General features: G+C 70.0%; 21 protein-coding genes. 14 read left to right on the top strand and 7 right to left on the bottom strand.

All coding sequences use genetic code 11. The annotated features are described in order from the left end of the window. Nucleotides 1-4 precede the first annotated feature (4 nt). From ACIPN7_RS29230 to ACIPN7_RS29170, 13 genes are all read left to right on the top strand, one after another. Nucleotides 5-397: a TadE/TadG family type IV pilus assembly protein gene (locus ACIPN7_RS29230; RefSeq protein WP_400550631.1), complete on the top strand. Its 393-nt coding sequence runs from the start codon at nt 5-7 to the stop codon at nt 395-397. After that, nucleotides 394-861 carry a pilus assembly protein TadG-related protein gene (locus ACIPN7_RS29225; protein WP_400550629.1) on the top strand — a complete coding sequence of 156 codons (468 nt, stop codon included), beginning with the start codon at nt 394-396 and terminating at the stop codon, nt 859-861. The genes ACIPN7_RS29230 and ACIPN7_RS29225 overlap by 4 nt, the downstream gene beginning before the upstream one ends. Next, entirely contained in the window at nt 858-4,472 is a 3,615-nt protein-coding gene (locus ACIPN7_RS29220) for a LysM peptidoglycan-binding domain-containing protein (RefSeq protein ID WP_400550627.1), read from the top strand. The genes ACIPN7_RS29225 and ACIPN7_RS29220 overlap by 4 nt, the downstream gene beginning before the upstream one ends. Nucleotides 4,473-4,948: 476 nt before the next feature. After that, nucleotides 4,949-5,716, top strand: coding sequence for a bifunctional DNA primase/polymerase (locus tag ACIPN7_RS29215; RefSeq protein WP_400550625.1), 768 nt, complete (start codon nt 4,949-4,951; stop codon nt 5,714-5,716). A 379-nt stretch (nt 5,717-6,095) separates the two neighbouring features. After that, nucleotides 6,096-7,046, top strand: a complete 951-nt coding sequence (locus tag ACIPN7_RS29210) for a hypothetical protein (RefSeq protein ID WP_400550623.1) — start codon at nt 6,096-6,098, stop codon at nt 7,044-7,046. Then, a complete protein-coding gene (locus tag ACIPN7_RS29205; protein ID WP_400550621.1) occupies nt 7,039-8,094 on the top strand; it encodes a ParB N-terminal domain-containing protein in 1,056 nt (351 codons plus the stop codon). The genes ACIPN7_RS29210 and ACIPN7_RS29205 overlap by 8 nt, the downstream gene beginning before the upstream one ends. A gap of 2 nt (nt 8,095-8,096) precedes the next feature. After that, nucleotides 8,097-8,795 carry a hypothetical protein gene (locus ACIPN7_RS29200; protein WP_400550619.1) on the top strand — a complete coding sequence of 233 codons (699 nt, stop codon included), beginning with the start codon at nt 8,097-8,099 and terminating at the stop codon, nt 8,793-8,795. A 9-nt stretch (nt 8,796-8,804) separates the two neighbouring features. Further along, complete coding sequence (locus ACIPN7_RS29195; protein ID WP_400550617.1) at nt 8,805-10,004, top strand: M23 family metallopeptidase; 1,200 nt, start codon at nt 8,805-8,807, stop codon at nt 10,002-10,004. 67 nt (nt 10,005-10,071) lie between these two features. Further along, a complete protein-coding gene (locus ACIPN7_RS29190; protein ID WP_400550615.1) occupies nt 10,072-10,830 on the top strand; it encodes a TnsA-like heteromeric transposase endonuclease subunit in 759 nt (252 codons plus the stop codon). Beyond that, nucleotides 10,827-12,875 (top strand): Mu transposase C-terminal domain-containing protein, encoded by a 2,049-nt coding sequence (locus ACIPN7_RS29185; protein WP_400550613.1) that lies wholly within the window; start codon nt 10,827-10,829, stop codon nt 12,873-12,875. Before ACIPN7_RS29190 ends, ACIPN7_RS29185 begins: the two co-directional genes overlap by 4 nt. Then, nucleotides 12,872-13,957 (top strand): TniB family NTP-binding protein, encoded by a 1,086-nt coding sequence (locus ACIPN7_RS29180; protein ID WP_400550611.1) that lies wholly within the window; start codon nt 12,872-12,874, stop codon nt 13,955-13,957. The genes ACIPN7_RS29185 and ACIPN7_RS29180 overlap by 4 nt, the downstream gene beginning before the upstream one ends. Nucleotides 13,958-13,960: 3 nt before the next feature. Next, nucleotides 13,961-16,705, top strand: a complete 2,745-nt coding sequence (locus ACIPN7_RS29175) for a TniQ family protein (protein ID WP_400550609.1) — start codon at nt 13,961-13,963, stop codon at nt 16,703-16,705. Between the two features lie 332 nt (nt 16,706-17,037). Beyond that, a complete protein-coding gene (locus ACIPN7_RS29170; protein ID WP_400550608.1) occupies nt 17,038-17,352 on the top strand; it encodes a hypothetical protein in 315 nt (104 codons plus the stop codon). A gap of 144 nt (nt 17,353-17,496) precedes the next feature. Here the strand turns inward: ACIPN7_RS29170 and ACIPN7_RS29165 are convergent, their stop codons facing one another. The 5 genes from ACIPN7_RS29165 to ACIPN7_RS29145 form a co-directional block, all read right to left on the bottom strand. Next, a complete protein-coding gene (locus ACIPN7_RS29165) occupies nt 17,497-19,032 on the bottom strand; it encodes a multicopper oxidase family protein (protein WP_400550606.1) in 1,536 nt (511 codons plus the stop codon). Further along, nucleotides 19,029-19,226: a hypothetical protein gene (locus ACIPN7_RS29160; protein ID WP_400550604.1), complete on the bottom strand. Its 198-nt coding sequence runs from the start codon at nt 19,224-19,226 to the stop codon at nt 19,029-19,031. Before ACIPN7_RS29160 ends, ACIPN7_RS29165 begins: the two co-directional genes overlap by 4 nt. A 77-nt stretch (nt 19,227-19,303) precedes the next feature. After that, nucleotides 19,304-19,789 (bottom strand): helix-turn-helix domain-containing protein, encoded by a 486-nt coding sequence (locus tag ACIPN7_RS29155; RefSeq protein WP_400550602.1) that lies wholly within the window; start codon nt 19,787-19,789, stop codon nt 19,304-19,306. 29 nt (nt 19,790-19,818) lie between these two features. Next, a complete protein-coding gene (locus tag ACIPN7_RS29150) occupies nt 19,819-21,453 on the bottom strand; it encodes a SulP family inorganic anion transporter (protein WP_400550672.1) in 1,635 nt (544 codons plus the stop codon). 80 nt (nt 21,454-21,533) lie between these two features. Next, nucleotides 21,534-21,962, bottom strand: a complete 429-nt coding sequence (locus ACIPN7_RS29145; protein ID WP_400550600.1) for an ArsR/SmtB family transcription factor — start codon at nt 21,960-21,962, stop codon at nt 21,534-21,536. 176 nt (nt 21,963-22,138) lie between these two features. Between ACIPN7_RS29145 and ACIPN7_RS29140 the strand changes: the two genes are divergently transcribed. Next, complete coding sequence (locus ACIPN7_RS29140) at nt 22,139-22,876, top strand: PAS and ANTAR domain-containing protein (protein ID WP_400550598.1); 738 nt, start codon at nt 22,139-22,141, stop codon at nt 22,874-22,876. Nucleotides 22,877-23,078: 202 nt separating this feature from the next. Here ACIPN7_RS29140 and ACIPN7_RS29135 read toward each other — a convergent pair. Continuing rightward, nucleotides 23,079-23,890, bottom strand: a protein-coding gene (locus tag ACIPN7_RS29135) for an IS5 family transposase (protein WP_400550670.1) whose coding sequence is annotated in 2 segments (ribosomal slippage) — nt 23,079-23,551 and nt 23,551-23,890 — 813 coding nt in all. Because the reading frame shifts where the segments join, the coding sequence is not laid out codon by codon here. Between the two features lie 146 nt (nt 23,891-24,036). After that, nucleotides 24,037-24,318 carry a DUF1876 domain-containing protein gene (locus tag ACIPN7_RS29130; protein WP_400550596.1) on the bottom strand — a complete coding sequence of 94 codons (282 nt, stop codon included), beginning with the start codon at nt 24,316-24,318 and terminating at the stop codon, nt 24,037-24,039. Nucleotides 24,319-24,545 lie beyond the last annotated feature (227 nt).

Here is a 24,545-nt window from a genome sequence, read left to right as displayed (position 1 = left end):
GGTCGTGGCGATCGAGCTCGTCATCACCATCCCGGCCGTGGCGCTGATCGGCTGGGCGATCATCGTCGGTGCCCTGTCCGTGCTGGCACAACAGTCCGTCCAAGCCGCAGCCACCGACGCGGCCCGGACCGCTTCGCTGGCCCGCACCGTCTCCACCGCCCAGGCCGACGCATCCGCGGCAGCCTCCATGTCGCTGGCCAATCAGGACCTGCGCTGCGCCTCGACCGACGTCGCCCTCGACACGGCCGGCCTGCTGGCGCCGGCCGGCCAGCCAGCGACGGTCTCGGCCACCGTCACCTGCCGCCTGGACCCCCGCCGTCTGGGCATCCCCATCGGGCGCCCGTTGACGATGCAGGCCTCCGTCTCATCCCCGGTCGATACCTGGAGGTCTCAGTGATCCAGCACCAGCCAGCCACCACCGCGCCGCGGGCCGAGAACGAGCGTGAGACGGGGTCTGTGCTGCCGTTCCTGGTGGTGTGCGTAGCGACCTTGCTGGTGTGCGCGGCGTTCGTCGTCGAGCTCGGCGGGACCCTGCACGCCCAGCAACGCGTCAACGACCTGGCCGCCCAGGCAGCGCGCACCGGCGGCCAGCAAATCGCGCTCACGCAGGGCGGGACACCCGGGTCTCAGACCTTGACGGTGGACCCCTATGCCGCTCGTGCCGCCGCGCAGTCCTACCTGTCCGCCGCCGGAGTCTCCGGGTCGGCGACGGTCACGGACGCGACGCTCACCGTGACGGTCGCGGACACCTACCAGTCACCGATCATCGGCTCGATCGCCGGCCCCCGGCAGGTCTCCGGGTCCGCGACCGCACGCCTGGTGCGCACCCTTGCCGGGACAGAGCAGGAAGGACGCTCATGACGACCTCACCCACTTCCAGGCGCGCACCACAGCGCGCGCACCCTGGTGTGCGGCCCACGACCGGTGACCGGTTGCGCGGCCTCGCGGCAACGCTCGGGCTGCTTCTGCTTGTCATCGGTGTCCCGGTCGTGCTGGAGCTGGCCCGCCACCGGCTCCTGCCCGCCGGGTTCGGATGGGACGACCTCGGCCTGGTCCTGACCAGCGCCGGCAGCACCACCCTGGTCGTGCTCGTGCTTGGTTGCGTGACGTGGGCGGCCTGGGCCTACCTGACGCTCACCATCGTCCTCGAGACGGTCGCGCTCAGCGGCCGGATCTCGGTCCCGGGCCCGCTCGGCCTTCCCCGCGGTCTGGCCCGACGTCTGCTGACCACCGCATCACTACTGTTCGCCGTGTCCATCCCACCGGCCCTTGCCCAGACCCCGGCCGACGCGGCCCCCTCACACACTGAGACCACCGCCCCGCACACCACCCCAGTCGGTGCCGAGGCCTCACGCACACCTGCGCGCACCTCTGCGCACACCACGCCCGACCAGCACGAACGGAACTCATCGGGCCAGGGCCAGGCGCGCCCGCGGACGGTGTCGTACACGGTGGTCGAGGACGACAGCCTGTGGAGCATCGCCCGCGACCAGCTCGGCGACCCCATGCGGTTCACCGAGATCAAAGACCTCAACCAGAAGGTCCTGGCCGACCGGCCCGACTTCCTGATCCCCGGCACCGTCCTGCGCCTACCCGCTCCACCACCAGACAACGACGCCAAGCACGGTGCTGGATCCGACGCTGGAACAGCCATCGCTGCGGCAGAGCCGGCGGCTGCCAACGAAGCGCCCCGCGACGAGATCTACACCGTGCGGCTCGGGGACGTCTTGACCCAGATCGCGCTCGACGAGCTGGGTGACGCTGGCCGCTACACCGACATCGTGGAGGCCTCCGAGCAGACCGTGCAGCCCGACGGCGACCGGCTGACCGACCCCGACCTCATCAGGCCGGGCTGGCGCCTGACCATCCCCACCATCACACCTGCTCCGGCCAAGCCCGGGACAGAGCGGTCTGCCGAGACGGAGACGGCAGCCAAGGACTCAAGCACCCCGCCAGCAAAGGCCGAGCAGGATCGCACGCATGAGCCCGCATCTTCGGAACTCGAGCCGGACGTGGACACGGCCACCGACCGCGACCGCTCCGAGCAGAATCGCAGCGCTACCGGGCCCGGCCTCGCGATCCCAGTTCCGGACGGGTCCGCCGCACACCAGGGTGTGCGCGGCGGCACCCGGTCCCCGGACGCAACCGAACAAGTCCCGCACACCAACCCCTGGGCGGGCCCCACGAACCCGCCTGGCACCCGGTCCACGCCCGCGCCAACAGGCACTAGTGAGGGGCAAGCCGCCAGCGCGCCGCCAACACCACCAGACCAGACAGAGGACGACACTGCGGAAGCAGACCAGAGCGACCTCGTGGGTCCAGCGTGGCTGGTTCCGGGGCTCGCTGGCGGGGGTGTGATGCTCGCTGCCGGGCTTCTGGTCGTGCTCCGTCGCCGTCGCGCGACCCAGTGGCGCTACCGACGCCCCGGCCACCGCATCACCCCCGCCCCCAGCAGCACGGTGCCGGTCGAACGCACCATCACGACCACGGGGCAGGCGTGGGTCGGGGACATCGACGCCCTGGACCGTCTCCTGCGCGGCCTGGCCGCGTCACACCAGGGCAGCCCTGGCGGGGACGTGCCCGCGTTGGTCGGGGTCGAGCTCACCGGGACCGACGCCGTCGTCCACCTGGCCGAGCCGACGAACCTGCCGCTGCCGTGGGTCGGGTCCGGCACCCGGTGGACCGCCGCTCTGTCGGAGGCACCGGCGGAGACCCTGACGGACGATGTGCTGGCGCCGTACCCGCTGCTGGTGACCGTCGGCATGGACGAGGCCGGGCACGTGTGGCTGCTGGACCTCGAACGGGCCCGCACCGTGACCGTCACCGGCGACCGCGAATCGGTCGACGCCTTCGGGCGGTACATCACGGCCGAGCTGCTGCTGCACCCGTGGACGGAGAACACCACCCTGCACACCCTGGCCACCAGCTGGGACGTGACCGGTCTGGCCGACTTCCGCCACCACCACGACCACACCGACGACTACGACACCCTCGCTTGCGTCAGCGAGGTCGACACCGCCATCACCACCCTGCGGGACAGCGCTGGGCGCGAGCGGGACGAGTCGCACGCCCTGATCGCTGCGCCAGGCATCGGGACCACCACCCGGTCCGCCCTGCACACCCTGAACGCGAACCTGGACACAGACCAGGACCGGTCCGGTGCTGCGGTCGTGCTGCTCGGTGCGGCTGCTGAACCGTCACCTGTCCTCGCTGAGGCGGCCATACCTGGGCTTGTCGTCGACGTCCGCGAGGGGCGGCTGCGTGTGCCGGCGCTGGGATGGGATCTGGCGGCGGTGGGGCTGGCCGAGCACGAGCTGGCCGCGTCGGTCGCCATCGTCGAGGTCACCCGAGCCGCCGAAGAAGTACCGACCAAGGTCACGGCACTGGAGCCCGTACGTCTTGCACCGGTCCGACAGGCAGAGGCCGAGCCGGTACTGGCCAGCCATACACCGGCTGCTGGCCCCCTGGAAGCCGTGCAGCCACGACCCGCCGACCAGCACGCACCGGCAGGCCCCTGGTCGCTGCTGCCCGCGCCGACCGCCGACTACGTCGAGGCCGCTGCCACCACGGCGCAAGACGTCGAAACGCTGGCGCCGGTCATGGCTCCGCCACCGGACAAGAAGATCCATGACGCCGACCCCAGCCTGGATCAGGATGTTGCCGCGTGGTTCGACCCGGACCAGCACCGGCGTCCCCGGCTGATGCTCCTCGGGCCGGTGACCGCGACCGCGTACGGGAGGATCACCGAGCCCACGGCCCGGCTCAAGGCCCTGCACGTAGAAACGCTGGCGTATCTCGCTCTCCACCCTCGGGGTGTCACTTCGGCGGAGCTGGCCGAGGACTTCGGGATCGTGAAGGGCCGTGCCCGCTCGCTGGTCACCGGGGTGCGGGCCTGGCTCGGCACCGACCCCGCCACCGGCCGGCTCTATGTCCCGGACGCGACCGAGTCGGCGGCGTTCGCCGCATCAGGTACACCCGGCTACCAGGTGGAGGGGCTGCTGGTCGACATCGACCTGTTCCAACGTCTCCAGGCCCGGGCACGTGCCCGGGGCGCCGACGGGATCGACGATCTGGTCACCGCGCTCAAGATCGTCCGGGGCCGCCCCTTCAGCCAGACCCGCTCCAAAGGGTGGACCTGGTTGTTCGAGGGCGACCGGATCGACCACACGATGACCGCGGCGATCGGTGACGTCGCCCACCTGGTCCACACCCGCGCGATGGCCGAGGAGAACATCGACCTGGCCCGCTGGGCGGCACAGGTCGGTAAGCAGGCCAACCCGGATGATGAGACCTCACGGCTGGACGACATCACCATCCAGTACGTCACCGGGCACGCCGAGCTGGCCCGCAAACGCCTGGCCGACGAGATCTACGACCGCAGCGACGACGAATGGCCGCCACCGGACCCGCCGGAACGCACACGCGAGATCACCACCCGCCGCGGCATGACAAAAGAAGACCAGGGAGCCTGAGCAGGCGGCCTCCCCGAAGCCGAATCACACCCGAGACAAGGAGCGGACTCAGCCCTTGGCGCGCTGTGGACGCTGCGGCAGAACGTGATGTCAGCGGCCTGTCCCGGCCTGCTGCCGCGCCCCGGATTGAGGGGCACGTCAGCTCGGCGCCCGTGCGATGACGCGCACTGCGGCACTAGCGGCGTGCGCGCCGCACCACACCGGGCTGGTCCAGAATCGTGGGGGAGTGACCGTGCACACGTGCCGCTGACTGCGCGCGCACCTGCCGCAGATTAGGCGCACACCTCCCGCAGGCTGTGCGCGCACCTGGCTGTGGTTCCGGCTGGGACGGGCATTCAGGCGCCGGGCAAGCCGCGTCAACCCCTTGTTTGAAACGACTTGGTGTGCGCTGCTGACCTGCACAAACACTGCGCGCACCCGTGGTGTGCGCACGTTAGGTGTGCGGAAAGTGCGCGCTGGATCGTCAGGGTCGAGCCATGGACACCACGCACGAGCTCGACCCGGCACCGCTGGAGGCAGTCGGCCGCGCCGCGAGCACCAAGGGGACCGCCGATGCGGCACTGCTGCTCGCCGCCGCGGGCGTGCCGGTCTTCCCTTGCGTCCAAGGCAGCACTCGTCCTTTGCTGCCCAGCGGGCCAGGCACCGCGTCGTCTGATCTGGACCGGGTGGACTCGTGGTGGTCGCGGTACCCGGCCACCAACGTCGCCATCCCGACTGGCGCCGCTTCGGGTCTCGATGTCGTCGAGATCTACGCCGACCGTTCCCGGTCGGGTATCAGCGCGGTGCGGCTCGCGATGCGGGCGGGTCTGTTGCCCCGGCCGGGCCTGGCGATCAGCACCCCGGCCGGCGGGCTGCACCTGCTCTTCCCCCACTCACCGCAGACCGCCCAGCCGTCGTGGGACGCGCCGCGGCCGGGGCTGAGCTTCCACGGCGACGGAGGCCACATCCTGCTGCCGCCGTCGCTGGTCCTGCGCGCCGACGGCGTCGTCGCGCGCTCCCAGCTGGTCGGCCCTGGCAACGCCTTCACCGGCCCCGTCCATGCGGGCGCGCTGCGGCGTCTCGTTGACCCTGCCGCCGCGCAGAACGGGCGGCCGGCGCTGGCGCCCACAACCGCGCCGCGACCGGGACAGAGGCGGGGCCACACCGCCGATCCGCGCCCCGTATCGCCTGCGGGCGCCCCGCCAATGTTCCGTCCCGATCCCGGCGGCCCTGGTCGTCGGCCTTCTGAGGTGGTGAGCCTGTGAACCCGCAATCCCCGCACTCGCAGCACAGCCGAGGCCCGCGTACCCAACCGGTCCAGCCCAAGAATCCGGCCCAGTCGCCGAGCACCGATCCGCACGCCTTCGACGACCAGGCCCGCCGCAAGGCTGCCCGGACGCCTGCCCGCGCCCCACGCGAACGGGAGGTCGCCTGGGTCCGTCCCGGAGACCTTCCCTCACTGCTCAGCAGGAAGGCCCTGGCCCGTGGCGTGGACCTCCACGCCGCCATCGTGCGTCGCGCACTGCGCCGACCGACCGCAGCCGCGAAGAACACCGTCAAGGCGGCCAAACAGGCGCTCACGCCCAGCAGCCGCCGACAGGAACGAAACGAACCACAGCACGGCACCGAGAGGACGGGTATCTGATGACCACCACGATGACGTTCCCCGCGAGGCCCGAATGCAGTACGTCACAGGGCGCCCGCCCCTTGTTCACGACCGGTGAGGGGCTGCGGATCCTCCTGCTGCGCCTGCACATGGACGGCCCGGTCTCCTGGTCGACCGATCCGGAGGCCACCGAGCTGATCGAGTTCTGCATGGCCAAGTACGCCGGCATGGCCAAGAAGTACCGGCAGACGCCGCACGACGCAGCGTTCGCCGCGTTCGAGGTCCTCCGGGCGCCGGCCACCGCCGAAGCCGACGACCCCTGGGGAGTGGTGACCCGAGCGGTGCAGCTCTCGCTGATGGCCGAGGACCGAGCCAACGGGTTGCTGTGCGACCAGTCCCGTGCCCGCCGGCTGCTGACCTCCGACCAGCACGACGCGACCCGGTTCAGCGACTACGAGCTCGACGGCGCCCGATCCATCGAGACCATCACCGGCGAAGTCGTCTCCGTCGACCCAGCGCTCCTGGATCACCTCGACGCCACCGAGGCCGTGGTCGCATCGCAACCGTCACGGGTCGCGACGATCGAGACCCGCACTGCACTGGACCTCGCCGCGAAGGTCCTGGCGGGCTTCGGCTGGAAGGTCACCCATGCCCGAGCGTGCCTGGACTACATCACCGAGCGCCTGACGATCACCGGGGACAGGACTCGGGCGTTCGAGTACCTACGCCGGGACAAGACGGCGCTGGGTCGGTTCGATCTGGAGCTGCGGCGGTGGACCGCGTTGTGCGCCGTCGTCCTCGGCCACCCCCACCACCCGGCACTGGCGGTCCGGGACGGGTTGCTGGAACGGCTGATGCGCGGGCAACGGACCGCCAAGATGCTCACCGACGAGCGCTTCGTGCGCGCGCTGGTCGCCGCCAGCCCTGCCCGCGCCGCAGTACCCGAGGGTACGGTGCGGCCCGCCCTGCGGGTGGTGTGCGATGCCTGAACCCAGCACCCAGAAGCAGGACACCGCGGAAGGCGTGTTGCGCCTGGACGTCGCCGTCGACGCGATCACCGTCGGCGAACGGCACCGCCACGACCTCGGGGACATCGACGCCCTGGCGGCGTCGATCGACCAGTTCGGGCTGCTGCAGCCGATCACCGTGACCCCGGACCTGGTCCTGGTGTGCGGGTACCGGCGTCTGGTCGCGATCCAGCGCCTCGGCTGGACGACCACACGACCGTGGGTACGCAGCGGGATCTCCGACCGCCTCCAGGAGGTGCTGGCCGAGCGGGACGAGGAACAGCTGCGCAAGCCGCTGGACGACGTGGAGGCTGCGCAGCTGTACCGGGAGATCAAGCAGCTCCTGGCGGAGGACGCCGCGCGCCGCCAGTCGAACACCCGATTCGGTGCCGACGACGACGCCCAGGAAGCCATCGCGCAGCCTGCTTCCGAGGTGGGGGCTAATTCGGACATCGACGGTGGTGCCAAATTGGCACCACCGCGTGACCTGCGCGAACGCACTCGGGCACAGGCGGCACGCATGGTCACCGGGAAGGCGTCCTACTCCCGCCTGGACCGCATCGCGACCCTGTCCGACATCGCCCAGGACCCCGCCCGCCCCGAGCGCGTCCGGGCCCTGGCCACCGAGGCCCTCGAACAGATCCGCGAGGGAGCGTCCGTGTTCCCGCTGTACGACGAGGTCAAGGCTGAGCTCGCCGCCACCGACCCCACCGCCCAGGCGGTGGAGCCGGTCAGCCAGGAGGAAGTCAACGAGGTCGTCGCCGCCGCGATCCAGCGGCTGAACGATCCCGAGTCGGACCGGGATACCCGTGGCAAGGGCCGGCACTCGCTGCGGGCGTTCGCGCTGCTGTGGCAGGGCTTGGACGGGTGGTGGGAGCACTACGACCCCACCGACGTCGGCCCCGGCACCCACGGGAAGGACTGGGCGGTGTTCGAGAACGTCCTGGACCAGACCACCCGGTTCGCCGCCGCAGCACGCGCCGCCCGCGACCAAGCCCAAGCCGCCCGCCGCGACCACACGGAGGCATGACCATGCGCAACCTACGAGACCTCAAGACGTGGGTCCTGGACCACCGTGCACTCAGCGCCCTGATCGTCGTGCTCGCCCTGGTTCTCATCGCTGTCGTGCTTCGGCTCGCGACCCCGAGCCCTGTGGATGACGACCACGCCGCATCGCCAGCGGCTCCCTCCGCCACAGCCACCGAGACCGGTATCCCTACCGGTACCCCCACGGAACCGGACCCGACCCCGGGCACACCGATCGCTGGGACGACCGACCCCGACAGGTTCGCCCGGTCCGTGGCCGAGGCACTGTTCACCTGGGACACCACCAGCTCCAACCTGCCCAACCTGACCGAGCAGCTCCTCAACGTCGCCGACCCGACCGGGGAGGAGACCCCCGGCCTATTGCTGGATCTGCGGACCTACCTGCCGACTCCGAAGGCATGGACGCACCTGGGTCAGTACCAGACCAGGCAGTGGCTCGAAGTCACCGACGTCGTCGAGCCGGCCGCGTGGCGCGACGGTGTCGCCCAGGCCCCTGACGGTGCGGTCGTCGAGGGGACGACGGCCCGCACCGTGACCGGGTTACGGCACCGGGCCGGGACCTGGGACGGCGCGGCAGTCTCGGCCAGCTCGCAGGTGCAGTTCACGGTGTTCATGATCTGCGCCCCGGCCTACGAGCAGTGCCACCTGCTGCGGCTGTCCACCTCCGACACCGCCCTGCTCTGAGGACCACCCATGATGCGTGCCCTCGCGATCGTCGCCGTGGTGGTGTTCCTGTTCGGGCCGCCCACCGCACTGACCGCCTACGCCCTGCTCGCCCCCACCGCCAGCGGGTGCACGCCCGGCGGCACCACGGTAGGCCCGGTCGGGTCACTGCCCGCAGAGCTCACCGCATCCACCACGGGCGGTGCCCTCGTGCAGTTGGACCGGGTCCAGCTCGGGCATGCCGCGACGATCATCGCCACCGGCTCCACGACTGAGGGCGTGGGGCGGGACGGGGTTCTGGTCGCGCTGATGGCGGCGTTGACGGAGTCGCATCTGCGGATGCTCGCCAACCCCGGGGCGTACCCCGACTCCACGACCTACCCCCATGACGGGACCGGGCAGGACCACGACAGCCTGGGCCTGTTCCAGATGCGCCCGGCAGCCGGGTGGGGAACCGTCGCCCAGCTCATGGACCCGAGCTATCAGGCAGCGGCGTTCTTCGGCGGACCGACCGGCCCGAACCACGGATCACCGCGCGGGCTGCTCGACATCCCCGACTGGCAGCACCTGCCCAAGGGCGCCGCCGCCCAGGCCGTCGAGGTCTCCGCGTTCCCGGACCGGTACGCACAGTACGAGCCCGTCGCCCAGGCGATCCTGGAGCAGCTGACGACCACGCCTGGCGCGACCGACGCCAAGCGGGACGACGGCCCGGCCGTGTCGTCGCGCATCGCGTTCCCCCTGCCGGCCGACACCTGGACACGCATGTCCGGGTTCGGGATGCGGACCCACCCGGTGACCGGAGTCCGGACGCTGCACGCCGGGACGGACTACGCCGCCCCCGCCGGAACCCCGGTGCTCGCACTGGCCGACGGCGTCGTCGCCTACGCGGGCCCGGACCCGCGCGCGGGCAACCTGCTCGTCATCGACCACACCCTCGCAGGCCCCGACGGCCCGCGACAGGTCGCTTCCACGTACTCCCACCTGAGCGACGCCTCCACCGTGGTCTCCGAAGGTGACGTCGTGACCGCCGGATCCCAGGTCGCGCAGGTCGGGTCCACCGGGCAGTCCACCGGGCCACATCTACACCTGCAGATCCACCCCGGCGGGTTCGACTCCGCCCCCACCGACCCCGAACCCTGGCTGGCAGCCCACTCCCCCACCACCCTGGACGGCTCGGTCGTTGTAGGTTCTCATCCAACCTGTCAGTTTCTCAATGATTTGTCAGAGTAGATGTCATTTCCGACATTTCGTTGAGAATCTCCGGCGTGGCGGCCGACACCGGCAGGACCCGCTGAGGATGATCGTAGGCGTGCCGACAGCCTCTGTTCGGTTTGACTCGCTGCCGCTGACGTACTGCGCGGCGACTGGAGAGCGGGTCGAAACCAGTCTGGGACGGGTTGCTCTCTCGGAGCTGGTGGCGGCTGGACCTGTTCGGCAGTTCCGCTGGTACAAGGGCCGCACGTTCTACTCGGGCTGGTACTGGTCGTCAACGACGGGCGGGATGGTCGCCTACGAGAGCCGGCTGGAGCTGGCACGGATCTTGCTGGCCGATTTCGACCCAGGCGTGCGCGGCATCGTCGCACAGCCGTTCCTGCTGCGAGGACGAATCGAGGGCCGGGACCGAAGCCATGTCCCCGACCTTCTTCTGTCGCACGCTGATGGTGGCGTGACGGTGGTCGATGTGAAGCCAATGCACCGGTTGTCGGACCCGAAGGTGGTTGAGGTCTTCGACTGGACGGCGGCAGCGCTCGCAGTGCGCGGCTGGGCGTTCGAGAGATGGTCCGGGACCGACCCGGTGCTGCTGGAGAACGTCCGGTTCCTGGCTGGGTACCGGCGCCCGAATGTCATCGATCATCGGCTCAGCGAGGTGGTCGTGGGCCTGCTTGGCGACCAGGCCACGCTGGGCGGGATCGAGCGAGCGGCCGAGCCAGCAGAGGTCTCGGGACGGGTTCGGCCGCTGCTGTTGCATCTGCTGTGGACCGGGGCGTTGACCACCGACCTGGCGGTGCCGTTGGGGGCCGGCTCGCCGATCTGGCGGACGGAGACCCGTGGATGACGGGCGCGCAGAGCGGGAACGTGATCGACCTGCGAGCCGGTGCACAAGTCGTGTTCGACGGCGACCTGGTGCAGCTGATGGAGCTCGACGGCGCGACGGTGGTGATCCGTAACGAGCGCACGGGCCAGTTCACGTCGGTCACTCTGGGCCGACTGGTGGCCGGCTGCGTCGCCGCAACCGGCCGCTCGAGCGATTCTGTCGGAGCTGTCAGCGTGGGAACGACGCTCGCGGGACTGTCGAGGCCGCAGCGCGAACAGGTCTCCGAACGCGCCCGGCATGTTCGGCAGGTGCTGGCCGGTGACGGGTCCTCGCTGCAGGAGAGGATCGGGGCCATGGCCGCCGAGCTGTCGGTCACGTCCAGGACGGTCCACCGGTGGGTGGCTGCGTATCGTCGCGACGGCGAGGCCGGGCTGGTCGATGCCCGCCTGATCCGCGGGCGGGGCAGCAGGGTCGATCCGCGCTGGGACGACGCAGTCCGGGCGGTGATGGCCGAGATGGTGGGCGGCTCGACGCCGAGCCGGGCGGCGTTGCTGGCCCGCGTGTCGGCCCGGCTGCTGGATGAGCACGGCCAGGGCGTAGTCCCCGAGCCGTCCCAGGCGACCGCATACCGACGCCTGGGCGAGCTGGCCAAGGGCACGAACGCGGTCGCGGGCAGCGCGAAGGGTCGCCGGTCGATCGCGGATCGCCCGACCGGCGTCTACGGCAGGCTCCGGGCGACCCGGCCAGGTGAGTATGTGGTGCTCGATACCCAGGACCTGGACGTGTTCGCGATGGAGCCGGTGACGTGCCGGTGGGTGCGAGCCCAGCTCACAGTCGCCCAAGACCTGTTCACGCGGTGCATCGTGGGCCTGCGGGTCACCTCGGTATCCACGAAAGCGGTCGACGTCGCCGGCGTCCTCTACGAGGCGGTCGCGGGCCGGGCGGCGCCACCGTCGTGGCCCAAAAAGGCGACCTGGCCCTACCACGGGGTCCCGTCCTACGTGGTCTTCGACGAGGACGGGCCAGCGTTGACCGGTCCGGTCTGCGCGCCGGAGACCCTGGTCGTCGATCACGGCAAAGTGTTCTTATCGACGCACGTGATCGCGGTCTGCACCCGGTTGGGCATCTCGATCCAACCCGCGCAGCCGCACAAGCCGACCGACAAACCGACGGTCGAGCGGTTCTTCCGCACCGTACGTGAGGGCCTGATCCAGCATCTACCCGCCTACAAAGGACCCGATGTGCACTCGCGGGGGCAGCGGGTCCAGGACGAGACGTTCTTGTTCCTGAACGAGCTGGAGGACGTGATCCGGGAGTGGGTGGCCGGGGTCTACCACCTGGCCAAGCACGACGGGCTGACGGTTGCGCAGTGGCCGCACGTGAAGCTGTCCCCGGCCGAGATGTTCGCCGCCGGTGTCGCTACCGCCGGAGTGCTCCGGATCCCGGCGACTCCCGATCTGGCGTTGGACTTCCTGCCGGTGGCGGCCCGGACCATCCAGCACTACGGGGTGGAGGTGGGCGGGTTGCGCTACAACGGGCCCGCGCTGGACGGATACCGCAACGCGGCCAGCCCTTACGGCGGTGCGCTGGCGGGCAAGTGGCCGATCCGGGTCAACCCCGACGACGTGCGTCACGCCTGGTTCCAGGACCCGCACGACGACACCTGGCATCGGCTGGACTGGGAGCACAGCCCGCTGCTGGAGGCCCCGTTCTCCGCCGACGCGGCCGCGTACGCCCGTCGCCTGGCCACCGCCGATCGGCTCGATCCCTCCGAAGCGTTGGCGAGCCTGCTCGGGCGGTGGAACCGTGGACTGGTCACCGACCGGCGAGAACGCCACCTCGCCGTGCGCCTGTCAGCCGAGTACGCCGCGCTCCCGCCTCCCGGTGACCCGACCGGCAGCGACGCGCCCGGCAGTGGCCCATCCGGCGACGCTCCCGCAGTAGACCGCCAAGGAGCTCAGCGGATCGACGCCGCTGTCGTAGTCGGTGAGGACGACGACGGCGACGATCTGGACGAGGCGGCGGACGAGGACTACTACGAGGACGCGTTCGAGGTGCTCCCGTGAACGGCCTCTACACGCTCTCGCGCAAGGAAGGCTGGCGGCGGTGGACCGACGCCCCCGCGCGAGTACGGCCCGAACCGTTGAGCAAACAGCAGATCAGACGGCTGAGTCAGGATGCCCGGGAAGAATACGACGACGCCCGGGCCGACTGGCACGCGAACTTCGGCACGATCAGAACTCCGCAGCTGGCCGCGATCCACGACGAGCTGGACCAGATCGTGGCGACCAACCGGCAAGACCCCGACCGGGTCCGCGGCGCAGCGGTCATCGACGCGCTGCCGGGCCTGGGCAAGACCACGATCGCGAACACATTCGCGCGGGACGTCGACCGCGCCCAGCGGCGCCGGCACGGCCCGGTCACCGACGAGGGCCACGAACGACTGCCCGTGTTCCGGGTCGGGCTGACCTCACGGACCACGCTGCGCACGCTGAACCGGATGATCTGCGAGTTCTACGGGCACCCCGGCACCGAACGAGCCAGCGCCGCCCAGCTGGCCAGCTGGGCGGTGGACTGCGTGCTGTCCTGCGACACCCGGATCGGGGTGATCGACGACCTGCACTTCATCGACCCGCACCGCCGCGACGGGATCGAGGTCGCCAACCACCTCAAGTGGCTGGCCAACGAGCTACCGGTCACGTTCTTGTTCGCCGGCGTCGGGCTGTCCGAACGCCGGTTGTTCGCCGAGGGGCTGACCGGCGACAGCGCGGTCATGGCTCAGACCGCCCGGCGGTGGACGCGGCTGGAGCTGCCGCCGTTCACCGTGGCCGACGAGTCCGGCAGGCGCCAGTGGCACAGCCTGCTCAAGTCCACCGAACGGCAGCTCGTGCTCGGCGCCGCGCGCCCAGGGATGCTCACCGACCTGGGCGACTACCTCTTCGCACGGACCGGCGGCCACATCGGCTCGTTCATCACGCTGATCACCCGCGGCTGCTACAAGGCCATCCGCACAAGCGCCGAAGAGCTCACCCATGACCTGCTGGACACGATCCGGATCGACGAAGCATCCGAAACGGTCAGGGCGCAGCTGGAGGCCGCGTTCACCGCCGGCCGCCTCACCTCCACACCACGCAAACCAGCAGCGTGACTGATGCCGCGTGAGGTGACGCCGCTGGTGCCGGGATGGGCGCGGACCCTGCCGTTGCGGGTCCGGCTCGCCCCAGGTGAGGCGCTGGACTCCTGGTTGCTGCGCCTGGCACACCGCAACGGTGTCCCGCTGCGGCGGCTGGCGCCCCTGCTCGGGCTGGACGACCGGCTACGGATCTGGCGCAACTACGCCCTCACCAAGGACATCCCGGCCGGGACGCTGCGCCGCATCGAGACACAGACCGGCCTGGTCGCCGGGACGCTCGATTTGGCGGTGCTGGACCAGTTCGACCCCCTGGGCTGGACGCCGATCCCCGGCTCCCGGTACTGCCCGAGATGTCTCAAGGAGAACGGTGGGTGGTGGCCGCTGCGCTGGCAGCTCCCGCACACGTTCGCCTGCCTGACTCACCGGTGCCTGCTGGTCACGGTCTGCCCCGCCTGCCGCCGCACCCCGCACTCCCGGGTCTCGGACCGGTCCGGACTGGCGGGCACAACGCGGTGCACGCTGGGCGCCACCCGCCACGCCCGCCCCTGCTACGCCGACCTACTGGCCGCCCCATGGCCCGAACTGCTGCCAGACGACGACCCGCGGCTCGCGGCACAGGCCTGGATCAACACGCGGCTGGACCGCATGGGCACGGACCGCATAGGCGTGGACCGCATAAGCGTGGACCGCATGGACCTGGCTGCGGTCACCGATCTGCGGGACCTGGAAGCGGTCGCGACCTGGCTCCCGCAGCGCGTCACGCTGGCCGAGGTGGAACGTCTCGGACCGGCAACCAGCGACGCGCTCAGCTCCTACCGTCAGCACAACAACGCCCAGAAACTGCACAACCCCGCTGCCAGTCTCGTGGCCGCGGCGATGGCCTGCCACGCAATCGACATCATCAGCCTCGACACGACCACCGGACCTGCCGGCACAACCGGCCAGAGCGACCGGGACGCAGCTGACCACGCAGCTGACAATGAGGATCGCCGCACGAGGCTGGCGCCGCTGATCCGAGACGTCCACGGCAAGCACCGAGACGAGCACAGGCCCGCGACCAGGGCGGGCGGGCTCATGATCCTGTCGGTGAAACGGCTGACCACCCTGTCGCCGCCGCTGCAAAGCACGGTGCTCCACGGGATCGACGAGGATCTGTCGGTCACCGAACGGCTGCGTTACCGCACCCGCACCTGCGCTCCGCGCTCGCCCGACCAGGAACCGGGCACCGTCGCCGACCGGGCCCGACACGTGCCGCAACGTCTCTGGCCGGACTGGCTCATCCGGTTCCTGCCGACCCGTCCGACCCGCTCCACCGACGTCGCGCTCACGATCACCAGCGCCCTGCTCATCCCGGGCAACCCGACGCGGAACATCCACGTCTCCGGCGAGCTCACTCCATGGCGCACGGGCATGGGCCACTCCCTGAGCGCTCTGGCACGATCCCACCCTGACGTGCTGACCGCTATCTGCAACATCGCCGCCTACCTCGACGCCCACCACTCACCGATCGACTACCGCCGCCGGCGAGCGGTGTTCGCCACCGTCGACCTCACCAACAGCGAGTGGCAGACCCTCAGCGCCGCCGGTCAGACCCTGCCCGGCCACGGCGCCCGGCTGCTGCACGCCCGCCGTCACCTGTTCACGCTGCTCACCGGCGCGGACCTGGGAGACCCTCGACACCCCCTCGGGCTCACGAAACACGACGAGCGCACCAACTACCAGACGTTCGGGCTGCAGATGACCAGCACGCTGCGCACCGCACTGCACGACCACGCGACCGGGCTGCTCGCCGCCGCCGGCATCGACGAACCAGTGACGTGGAGCCCACCCACGAGCTGCGCCACCGGGCTCGCCCTTCCCGGCCGAGAGCCGGACGACATCGACACCGCGGCGCTTCGCCAGCTCCTTGCCGACGGCATCACCAGTCTCCGCGCCGCCGCCGCTCTCCTCGGAGTCAGCACCCACCACGTCCGCTACGCGATCGGACAGCTGCACAGGCCCCTGCCGCAGCGCACTGTCCGAGCCCCACGTCGTCCTACCCCGACCCGCGTCCGCGCCGAGCAGGTCCTCACCGCCGAGTTCTTCCAGCGCGAGCACGCCGAGGCCGGCAAGAGCATCGTGACCCTCGCCGCCGAGACCCGGTTCTCCAGCACCATGATCAGCCAGTACGCCAAGCGTGCCGGCATCCGCCTGCCGGTTCGACGAGTCGGAGACCGGATCAAAAACCAGGACGCCGTCCGCGGCGACGGAATCGACCCCAACTGGCTCCGAGAACAAGCCGGCACACTGCGCCGCACCAACACCGACATCGCAGCCGAGCTCGGAGTCAACCACGACACCATCCGCAAGCTCCGCAAAGAGCTCGGCATCCCGCCCCTGCGCAGAGGCATCCACAGCGACCGGCTCTACCCCACCCTGCCCGCCGAGATCCGCCGCGCCGTGGAGAGCAACCGTGCCGGCTGGCAACGGTTGCGCCGCTTCGAAGAAGTCGTCACCCACCACAGCATCAGCCGCGCCGCCGCCAGCCTTGGGCACCACCACCAGAACCTCAACCGACAGATCCGCAGGCTCGAAGCCGACCTCGGCGCCCCTCTCCTGATCCGCGGGCACCGCTACCAACCGCTGACCACCACCCCACTTGGTCGTCGCGTCCTGAACCATCTGCAGCTGCCCGAGGTCCGCACGCTCCTGGACACCCACGCGCCGCCCGGCGCGCACCAGCACCGCGAGCCCTACCGGCGCAACCGGCCCCCGGGTCGCTGACGCTCCGAACGCCTATGCGCACGTTCAGACGACCAGCCACTCGGAAGAAGCCACATGGGCGTCTCACGCCACTCGACACGGCGAGAGCGATGATGGTGTGGGGATCACTCATCAGGCCTGCGCCAGGCCTCTTGCGACCGCAGCTGCCGTGCTGGGGGCAGGCGCCAGAACTGTCGGCTTCACGCTGATCCTGCTGCTGGAGCCGAGCTCGTGGCCGATGCCCCGGGACGTCTGCCTCGCACGGAGTTTGTGGCGACTGACCTGTCGAGCAGTGCCAGCATGGACATCATCACCCACCGGCCATGTGGGAGCGATCAGGAAGGCGGCACGAGATGACTGCTCCACCAGAGGCTCAGGGCACGGACGGGCCCGACCTGCGTTGGTACGTCTACGACCGCCACGCCACCCTCCTGCATGTCGCCGGCACCCTGTCTGATGCCGAGACCTGGGCGGTGGCGCACTGGGGTGTTGTTGAAGTCGGTGATCGCGAAGAGGTGGCCGACAACGACTACTGGTATCTCCTGCTCGCAGCTATGCCCGACAAGGGCGACTACCACAGCCGCGACTTCCAGGCACGGATCGTCCGGCATGACCGCGTCATCGCACTCGGACGGAATCCGCAGGCAACGCCGCGCTACCCCAGCTAGTTACCCCGGTGAGCAGGCCGCCCGGGGTCGCCGACGCTCGAGAGGACGCCGGTGCCTCGCACGGCGCGTTGCACGCGGCAGCGGGTGTGCGCGACGACGTCGTCCAGGGTGAGGAACCGGTCAGGCGCCGTCGGGGTGGCGGTCTTAGTGATGCGCCTCGTCGTGTTCGGGCAGCCAAGAGGCCCGTGGGTGTTCTTCGTCGGTGAGGACGTACTGGGCCATCATGCCCTGGTCTTCGTGCCACAGCAGGTGGCAGTGATACATGTAGGGCGTCGTCGGGTCGGCGAAGCTGCTGAACGGGACGATCAGCTCGACCGTGGTCTGAGGGGCTATCAGGACGGTGTCTTTCCATCCGCGATTCGGCGAGGGCGCGGGTTCCGCGTTGATGGTGTCGACGATGAATTGCGTTCCGTGGATATGGAAGTTGTGGGCGCGGGTCGAGGTGTTGGTGATCGTCCAGTTCTCGGTGCTGCCCGCGACGACGACAGTGTCGATGCGGTCCATGTCCATCGTCTTGTCGTTGATGGTCGTGTCGCCGAGCGCGAAATGCCGCTGCGCGAGGCCTCCCGTGGCGCGTGGATGCGCTGTGAGAGGGATTGTGTCAGGGAGCACCCCGTCGATGCCCGTGCTGGTTCGCGTGATGCGGAGGATGTCCAGGGTGTCGTCGGCGCCAGAGGTGAGGTTGTCGCCGCGGCTCATCCCGAGGTCATGGGGCACGGACCGAAGAACGAAGTCAGCATCCTTGGGGACTTGGATGAGGATCTCGGCGCGTTCGCCCGGGGAGAGTAGCAGATTCGTCAGTGGCTGTGGCGCGGGCAGAAGGCCGCCGTCGGTGCCGATGAGGCGCAGTGGCGCCTTGGTGGACAGCTCGAGGTTGTAGCAGCGCGCCGCTGACGCGTTCAGAACGCGGAACCGCACCAGGCCGGAGCGTGCCCGGAGGTGGGGCTGATGGGTGCCGTTGACGATGACGGTGTTGCCGATCCTGCCAATCGGTGCAGTGGTGGGCGGGCCGGGCCGCGTGCCGCCACCTCGGAGGGTGACGTCCTGGATGATCAGGGGGATGTCATCGACACCGTAGTCGGAGGGCAGGTTCGTCGTGACGTCGTCGTCGATCAGGAAGAGACCGGCCATTCCTCGGCCGACCTGGAGCTCGGTCTGTCCGTGGGGGTGCGGGTGGTACCAGAGCGTCGCTGCCGGTTGATCGATCTGCCATGCCGCCGTCCACGTGGACTTCGGCTGGATGCTCTGGTGCGGTGTACCGTCCTGGCTCGCGGGCAGGATCATGCCGTGCCAGTGGGCCGTGGTCGCCATGGTGAGGTTGTTGGTCACGTGGACGCGCACGTGCTCACCGCGTGCAGCTCGTATCGTCGGACCGAGGTAGTTCCCGTTGAACCCCATCGTCGAGAACCGGACCCCAGGGACGAGCTGCGTGTCGCCCGCCTGCGCGGTGAGGGAGAAGACCCGTTCACCGTTGACGATCTCCGACTCCAGCAGTGGTGGGATCCGCAAGGGTGTCGTGAACGACAGACTTGACTCATGTGACCGGCCTTCGGTGAGCCAGTATCCGCCTGCGCCGACCGCGCCGGCCACCCCGATCGCGCCGAGGCCGAGCAGCAGCGTTCGCCGGCTGATCCGGATCGGCGCAGGTCCGTCCGTCGCAGGGGTGAGGTCGGTGCTCACGGGTGAGTGAGTGTTCGTGCGGTGTGCGAGCAGGCATGGACGATCGCGGACGTGAGGTCGGTCGCGAGATCGTTGGGGTGGCGGAGCGACTCGATGCCGAGGCGTTCGAGGACCGGGAGGCGCTCGGTCCTGTTCTCCTTGATCTCATACCGCGGCCGTTCTTCGCTGCCAAATACCACTGCGATCCTTTCCACGGGGCCGACCCGTCACCGAATGGTGACTTCATGTCATCGTCATATCTGTCGGGACGCTCGGCGCCGCGCCCGCTTCCTCAGCTTGAGTTCGGCTTGTGCCGGGCGCGGCGCTCGGCGGCGATCATGACGTGGGTGGCGTACGTGTCCAGCGCAGCTGCGATCCGCCGCAGAGCCTCTAGTGAGACCCTGAGGCCCCCGGACTCGTACTTCTCGATCGTGTCCGGCGTCTCGCCGACGAGGTGAGCGAGCTGCTGCTGGGTCATGTTCCGGGCGGTGCGCTGTTCGCCGATCTCCTGCGCGAGTGCGCGCGCCATGGTCTGGCCGTCGAATCGCGGTGGGTCGACCAAGGTTCCTGCGATGCTCGCGAGCTCTGCCGAGACCCGCTCGGGTGAGTCGGCCGTCAGGGCAGCCAGTGCGAGGACGAGGTCGACCCCGAGGGGTATCTCGCCGGTGAGCTGGTCCAGGACGTAGTCGATCGACCGGCCCATGTGATCGGCAATCTCTTGGGCGATGATGCCGTGCCGTGCGAGGTACTCCCGGGCGGCGAAGGCGAGGTCGGGCACGACGTTCCCCCGTCGCGGGCGGTGTGGCATCAGGGCCGCCCTTCCAGCTGCGGGACGTCCGTGCCCCGTCCGGCGCGTTGCACATGCGAGCGGGCGTGGGTGACGGCGTCGTCCAGGGTGAGGAACTGGTGGCTCTCGTGCCGCAGCATGTCCAGCACGCCGACGGTGGTCATCAGCTTGCGGTGCCGGGGTTGGACGCCCTTGACCAGGACCGTGATGCCACGCTGCTCGAGCGACGTGACCAGCTCGGCCAGGGCGCGTGCTCCGGTGGCGTCGACCATGCCCAGCTGGGACAGGCGCAGGATGACGACCAGGACGTTCTCCCTGACCGAGGTGTCGGTGACCTCGGTCAGGATCCGGTCGGACGCCCCGAAGAACATGGGCCCGTCCAGCCGGAACAGCGCGATGTGCTCGTCGCCCTCGTGCGCGACACCAGGCAGCGGCTCGCGATGCACGGACGAGGCACGAGCCACGCGCCGCAACGCGAAGAACGCCGCGACGACCAGCCCGATCTGCACCGCCTCGATCAGGTCGAACCCGACGGTGATCACGGCCGTGACGACGAACGTGGCAGCGTCGGACCGGGTCGAGCGCAGCACAGCGCGGATCGTGCTGGCACCGATCATCCGGAACGCGGTGACCATCAGCACGCCCGCCAGCGCGGCCAGCGGGATACGGCTCACGGGGCCGGTGGCGAGGTAGATCACGGCGAGGATGACCACCGCATGGATGACAGCGGCCAGCCGCGTCCGGGCCCCAGAGCGCACGTTGACCGCGGTGCGGGCGATCGCACCGGTCGCGGGCATCCCGCCGAACAGTCCGGACGCCACCGAGGCCAGACCCTGCCCAACCAGTTCCCGGTCCGGGTGGTAGACGGACCCGCCGGGCGCCATCGACGCCGCCACCCGGGCCGACAGCAGGGACTCGATGGCGGCCAGCGCCGCGATCGCGACGGCCGCGCCCACCAGGTCGCCAAGCCCGGTGACGCTCAGGCCGGGCAGCACCGGGACGGGCAGGGTATCGGGCAGGGACCCGATCCGGGCGACAGGAGCCCCGGTGACCTCGGCGAGCACCGTGGCGAGCACGACGGCGACCAGGGACGCGGGGATCGCGGCGTGCAGGCGGGGCAGGACGAGCATCAGTGCGGCGACCAGTGCGACGACAGCCAGGGACCACAAAGTGGTCGCGTCCAGGGCCAGGGCATCCAGGGCACCGGCCGCGTCGCCAACCGCGCGCACCGCGGTCACCACGGTGTTACCCCCGACGGCCGCGTCCTGCCCGAGAGCGGCCGGGACCTGCTGCAGGAAAATGATCGCGGCGATCCCGAGCGTGAAGCCCTCCACGACCGGCCACGGGATGAACGTGACCACTCGCCCCAGCCGCAACAGACCAGCAGCCAGGACGATCAGCCCGGCAAGCAGGGTCACCAGGGCGACCGACGGCAGCCCGTACGCGGCGACGATCGGCGCCAGGACGACAGCCATCGCACCGGTCGGGCCGGAGACCTGGAACCGGGAGCCGCCGAACACCGCCGCGACCAGGCCCGCGATCACGGCGGTGACCAGCCCGGCGGCCGGGCCGACACCAGAGCTGACGCCGAACGCGAGGGCCAGCGGCAACGCGACCACGCCCACGGTCAGCCCGGCCAGCAGATCAGCCCCCATCGACCGGGGACGCAGGTCGTAGTCATCCGCCTGGGGCAGCAGGTCACGCACGTCCAGCCGGACCAGCACCTCACGAACCGTCACTTCGCCGCCTTCCCGATCGGATCCGACTTGGCCAGGGCCGCTTCGAGGACAGCCCGGGCGCTGGCTCCGGGCAGTGCCGGCAGTTGCTGCGCGACGGCGAGCCGGCCGTCGTCGGCGTCGTGACCAGCAAGACGTCGCAGCAAGAACGCCCGCGCGACGACGAGCAGGTCCGCGACCAGAGGCTCGGTCAGCCGGTACACCACAACATTGCCCGAACGGGACGAGTCCACGACCCCCGCGCGCTTGAGGACCGCCAGGTGCTGAGACAGCGCAGAGGGTTCAGCGCCCGTCACGTCCAGCAGGCGAGAGACCGGTGCGGCCAGGTCCGGATCGGCCGCGATCAGCTCCAGCACCCGGATGCGGACCGGATGCGCCAGGGCCTTGAACAGCTCCGCCTTGATCGCGTACAGGGGCTGCGTATCCACCTCATGACTTTAGCATCTCCTGAAACCATTAGGCGTCGTGGGGACGCCCGGTCGGACACGCAGGGTCGGCCACCCGCCGGGCAGAGCATCGGTTCTGAGTAATGTCTTGAGCACCGGTCAGTCTGCGCACTCGCACCGCGACCGGAACCGACCCCGGGAGGAACACCGTGAGCCCTGTGCCGACACCTCGTGAGCCTGCACGGCGTGACAAGGCCGATGGCCTGCGCGCCGGCACGGACGACGGCACAGACGACGGCACGCGCGAAGACCGGGTCGAAGAGGTGCTCGTGCGAGGCGATCGGGCACCCGTGGGGCGGTACCGGCTGGACCTGACCACAGGTCGGTGGGCGTGGTCGGACCAGGTGTACGCGATGCACGGGTTCGAGCCGGGCCAGGTCGTGCCGACCACGCCGCTGATGCTGGCCCACCAGCATCCCGAGGACCGGGGGCGCGTCGACGGCGTCCTGCGTCGCGCGGCGCAGACCGGGCAGCCGTTCAGCTCGGTGCACCGCATCATCGACGCGGCCGGCAAGACCCGCACGGTAGCCATCACCGGGCAGGGCAGGCGCGACCCGGGCACGGGCCGGGTGGCCGAGCTGTTCGGCTACTTCATCGACGTCACCAAGTCGCAGCAGGAGGCCGCGGCACGCGACGCCACGGCAGCCATCCACGCGGCGGCGCAGCGGCAGGCAGGCATCGAGCAGGCCAAGGGCGTGCTCATGGTGGTCTACGGCATCGGCGAGGAAACAGCGTCCGAGCGGCTGTATGAGGCAGCCGACCAGGCCAACATCCCCGTACGGGACATCGCCGACTCGCTGCTGCACCTGTTCGCAGGGCCTGACATTACCGAGTTCCCGACCCCCGAGGCGATCGACAAATTCCTGACCGACCCCGTGGCGCCGGACAGCCTCTGAACGCGCGGGACCCGTGCGGACCTGTCCTTCAGCTCGCTGCTGGCGGCCACAGCACTGACCAAAAGCACGCCCTGATCCTGGGGAGAGCCCGATGCCGGCGAGCCTGAGATCGGCTGGCGAGCAAGGGACAGGCCAAGCCGGGCGGAGTAGTGCAGTCGCGGAGCCAGTGCTGGTGAAGGTAGTAGCCACATAAGACCTCGTTTCAGAATGACCGGCCTGGGAGTTTGCGCCAGCAGATGATGGCGCAGGCCAGGTGCATGAGTCCGAGGTGGAGGTCGGCGCGGACCTCGTAGCGGGTGCGGAGGCGTTTGAACTGGTGGAGCCAGGAGAAGCTCCGTTCGACGACCCAGCGCTTGGTGCCCAGGCCGGAGCCGTGGGCGACTCCGCGGCGGGCGATCTTCGGCGTGATGCCGCGGTCGCGTAGTTCGCGGCGGTACTTGTCGTAGTCGTAGCCGCGGTCGGCGTACAGGATCCGGGGTTTGCGGCGTGGCCTGCCGACCACGCCCCGGATCGCGGGCAAGGAGTCGACCAGCGGGAGCAGCTGGGTCACGTCGTGCCGGTTCCCGCCGGTCAGGGACACCTGCAACGGGGTGCCGTTCGTGTCCACGATCAGGTGGTGCTTGGACCCGGGTCGTCCCCGGTCGACGGGTGAGGGGCCGACATGGTCCCCCCTTTGAGGGCCCGCACGTGCGACCCGTCGATGCTCATCTCCTCCAGCCCCAGCAGGTCTTCCCGGCGCATCTCGGCCAGGACCGCCTCGTGCAACCGGGGCCACACCCCGGCCTCGGTCCACTCGGCCAGCCTGCGCCAACAGGTCACGCCAGAGACGCCCAGCGAGTCCTGCGGGACCTGCCGCCAGCCGACCCCGTGCCGCAGCACGAACACGATCCCGGCCAGCGCCGCCCGGTCATCGGCCCGCCGACGCCCATGGTGACGGTACGGACGCGGCGCCGGCGCGGGGAGCAACGGAGCGACTTGCTCCCACAGCAGGTCAGGGACCAAATCCTCGATCACGAGCACGCAGCCTGCCCCAAACCCGCAGGTCAGACATAGCGGACACACCGACCATTCTGAAACGAGGTCTAAGTGCACCTCGCCGAGGCCATCGAGGTTGTGCTCCACTACCGCTTCTGGCCAGGCCGACTGGTTGCCGCGGTTCGCTATGCGGGTAAGCGGACCGGGTGGTGCTCGATCTCGGCGATGTCGTCCGACGTCGCCTGCAGGAGCTGGTCGGCGAGGTCGCGCAGTGCGCGGGCGGTGGCCAGCTCGTCGCCGATCTCCGGGACCGCCAGGTCCTGCGGGTTGGGCCGGGCGCGTCCGTGACCCACCAGAAGCGTCCCGCTCTGTGTGGCAAGCACGGCACGGGCGGTGGTGATCGTGCCGTCACGCATGATGTCGTCCGCGTCGAAGAGGTGGACCGTGATGTTCCACGTGTGAGTCATGGCGGTGCTCCTGTTGATCGGTACCTCTCTTGCCAGTATTCGCGCGCGGTGGCCGCGGCGCCAGGACCAGAAGGCCGCGAGTGTGGCGCGGTCCGCGTGATGTGCCGGGCACGGCAGGATCCGGTCGTCGCTGGGGCCTTGACCCCGGTTCGTGGACACGGGGTGGGTTTACGCCGCGGTAGCGAGCGTAGTGGTGGTTGTGTTTTTCTCGTAGTCGACGGGGCTGG

Origin of the sequence: Promicromonospora sp. NPDC090134 (genome assembly GCF_044746965.1) — a bacterium.
Taxonomy (GTDB): Bacteria; Actinomycetota; Actinomycetes; order Actinomycetales; family Cellulomonadaceae; genus Promicromonospora.
This window is presented reverse-complemented; position numbering and strand designations above follow the sequence as displayed.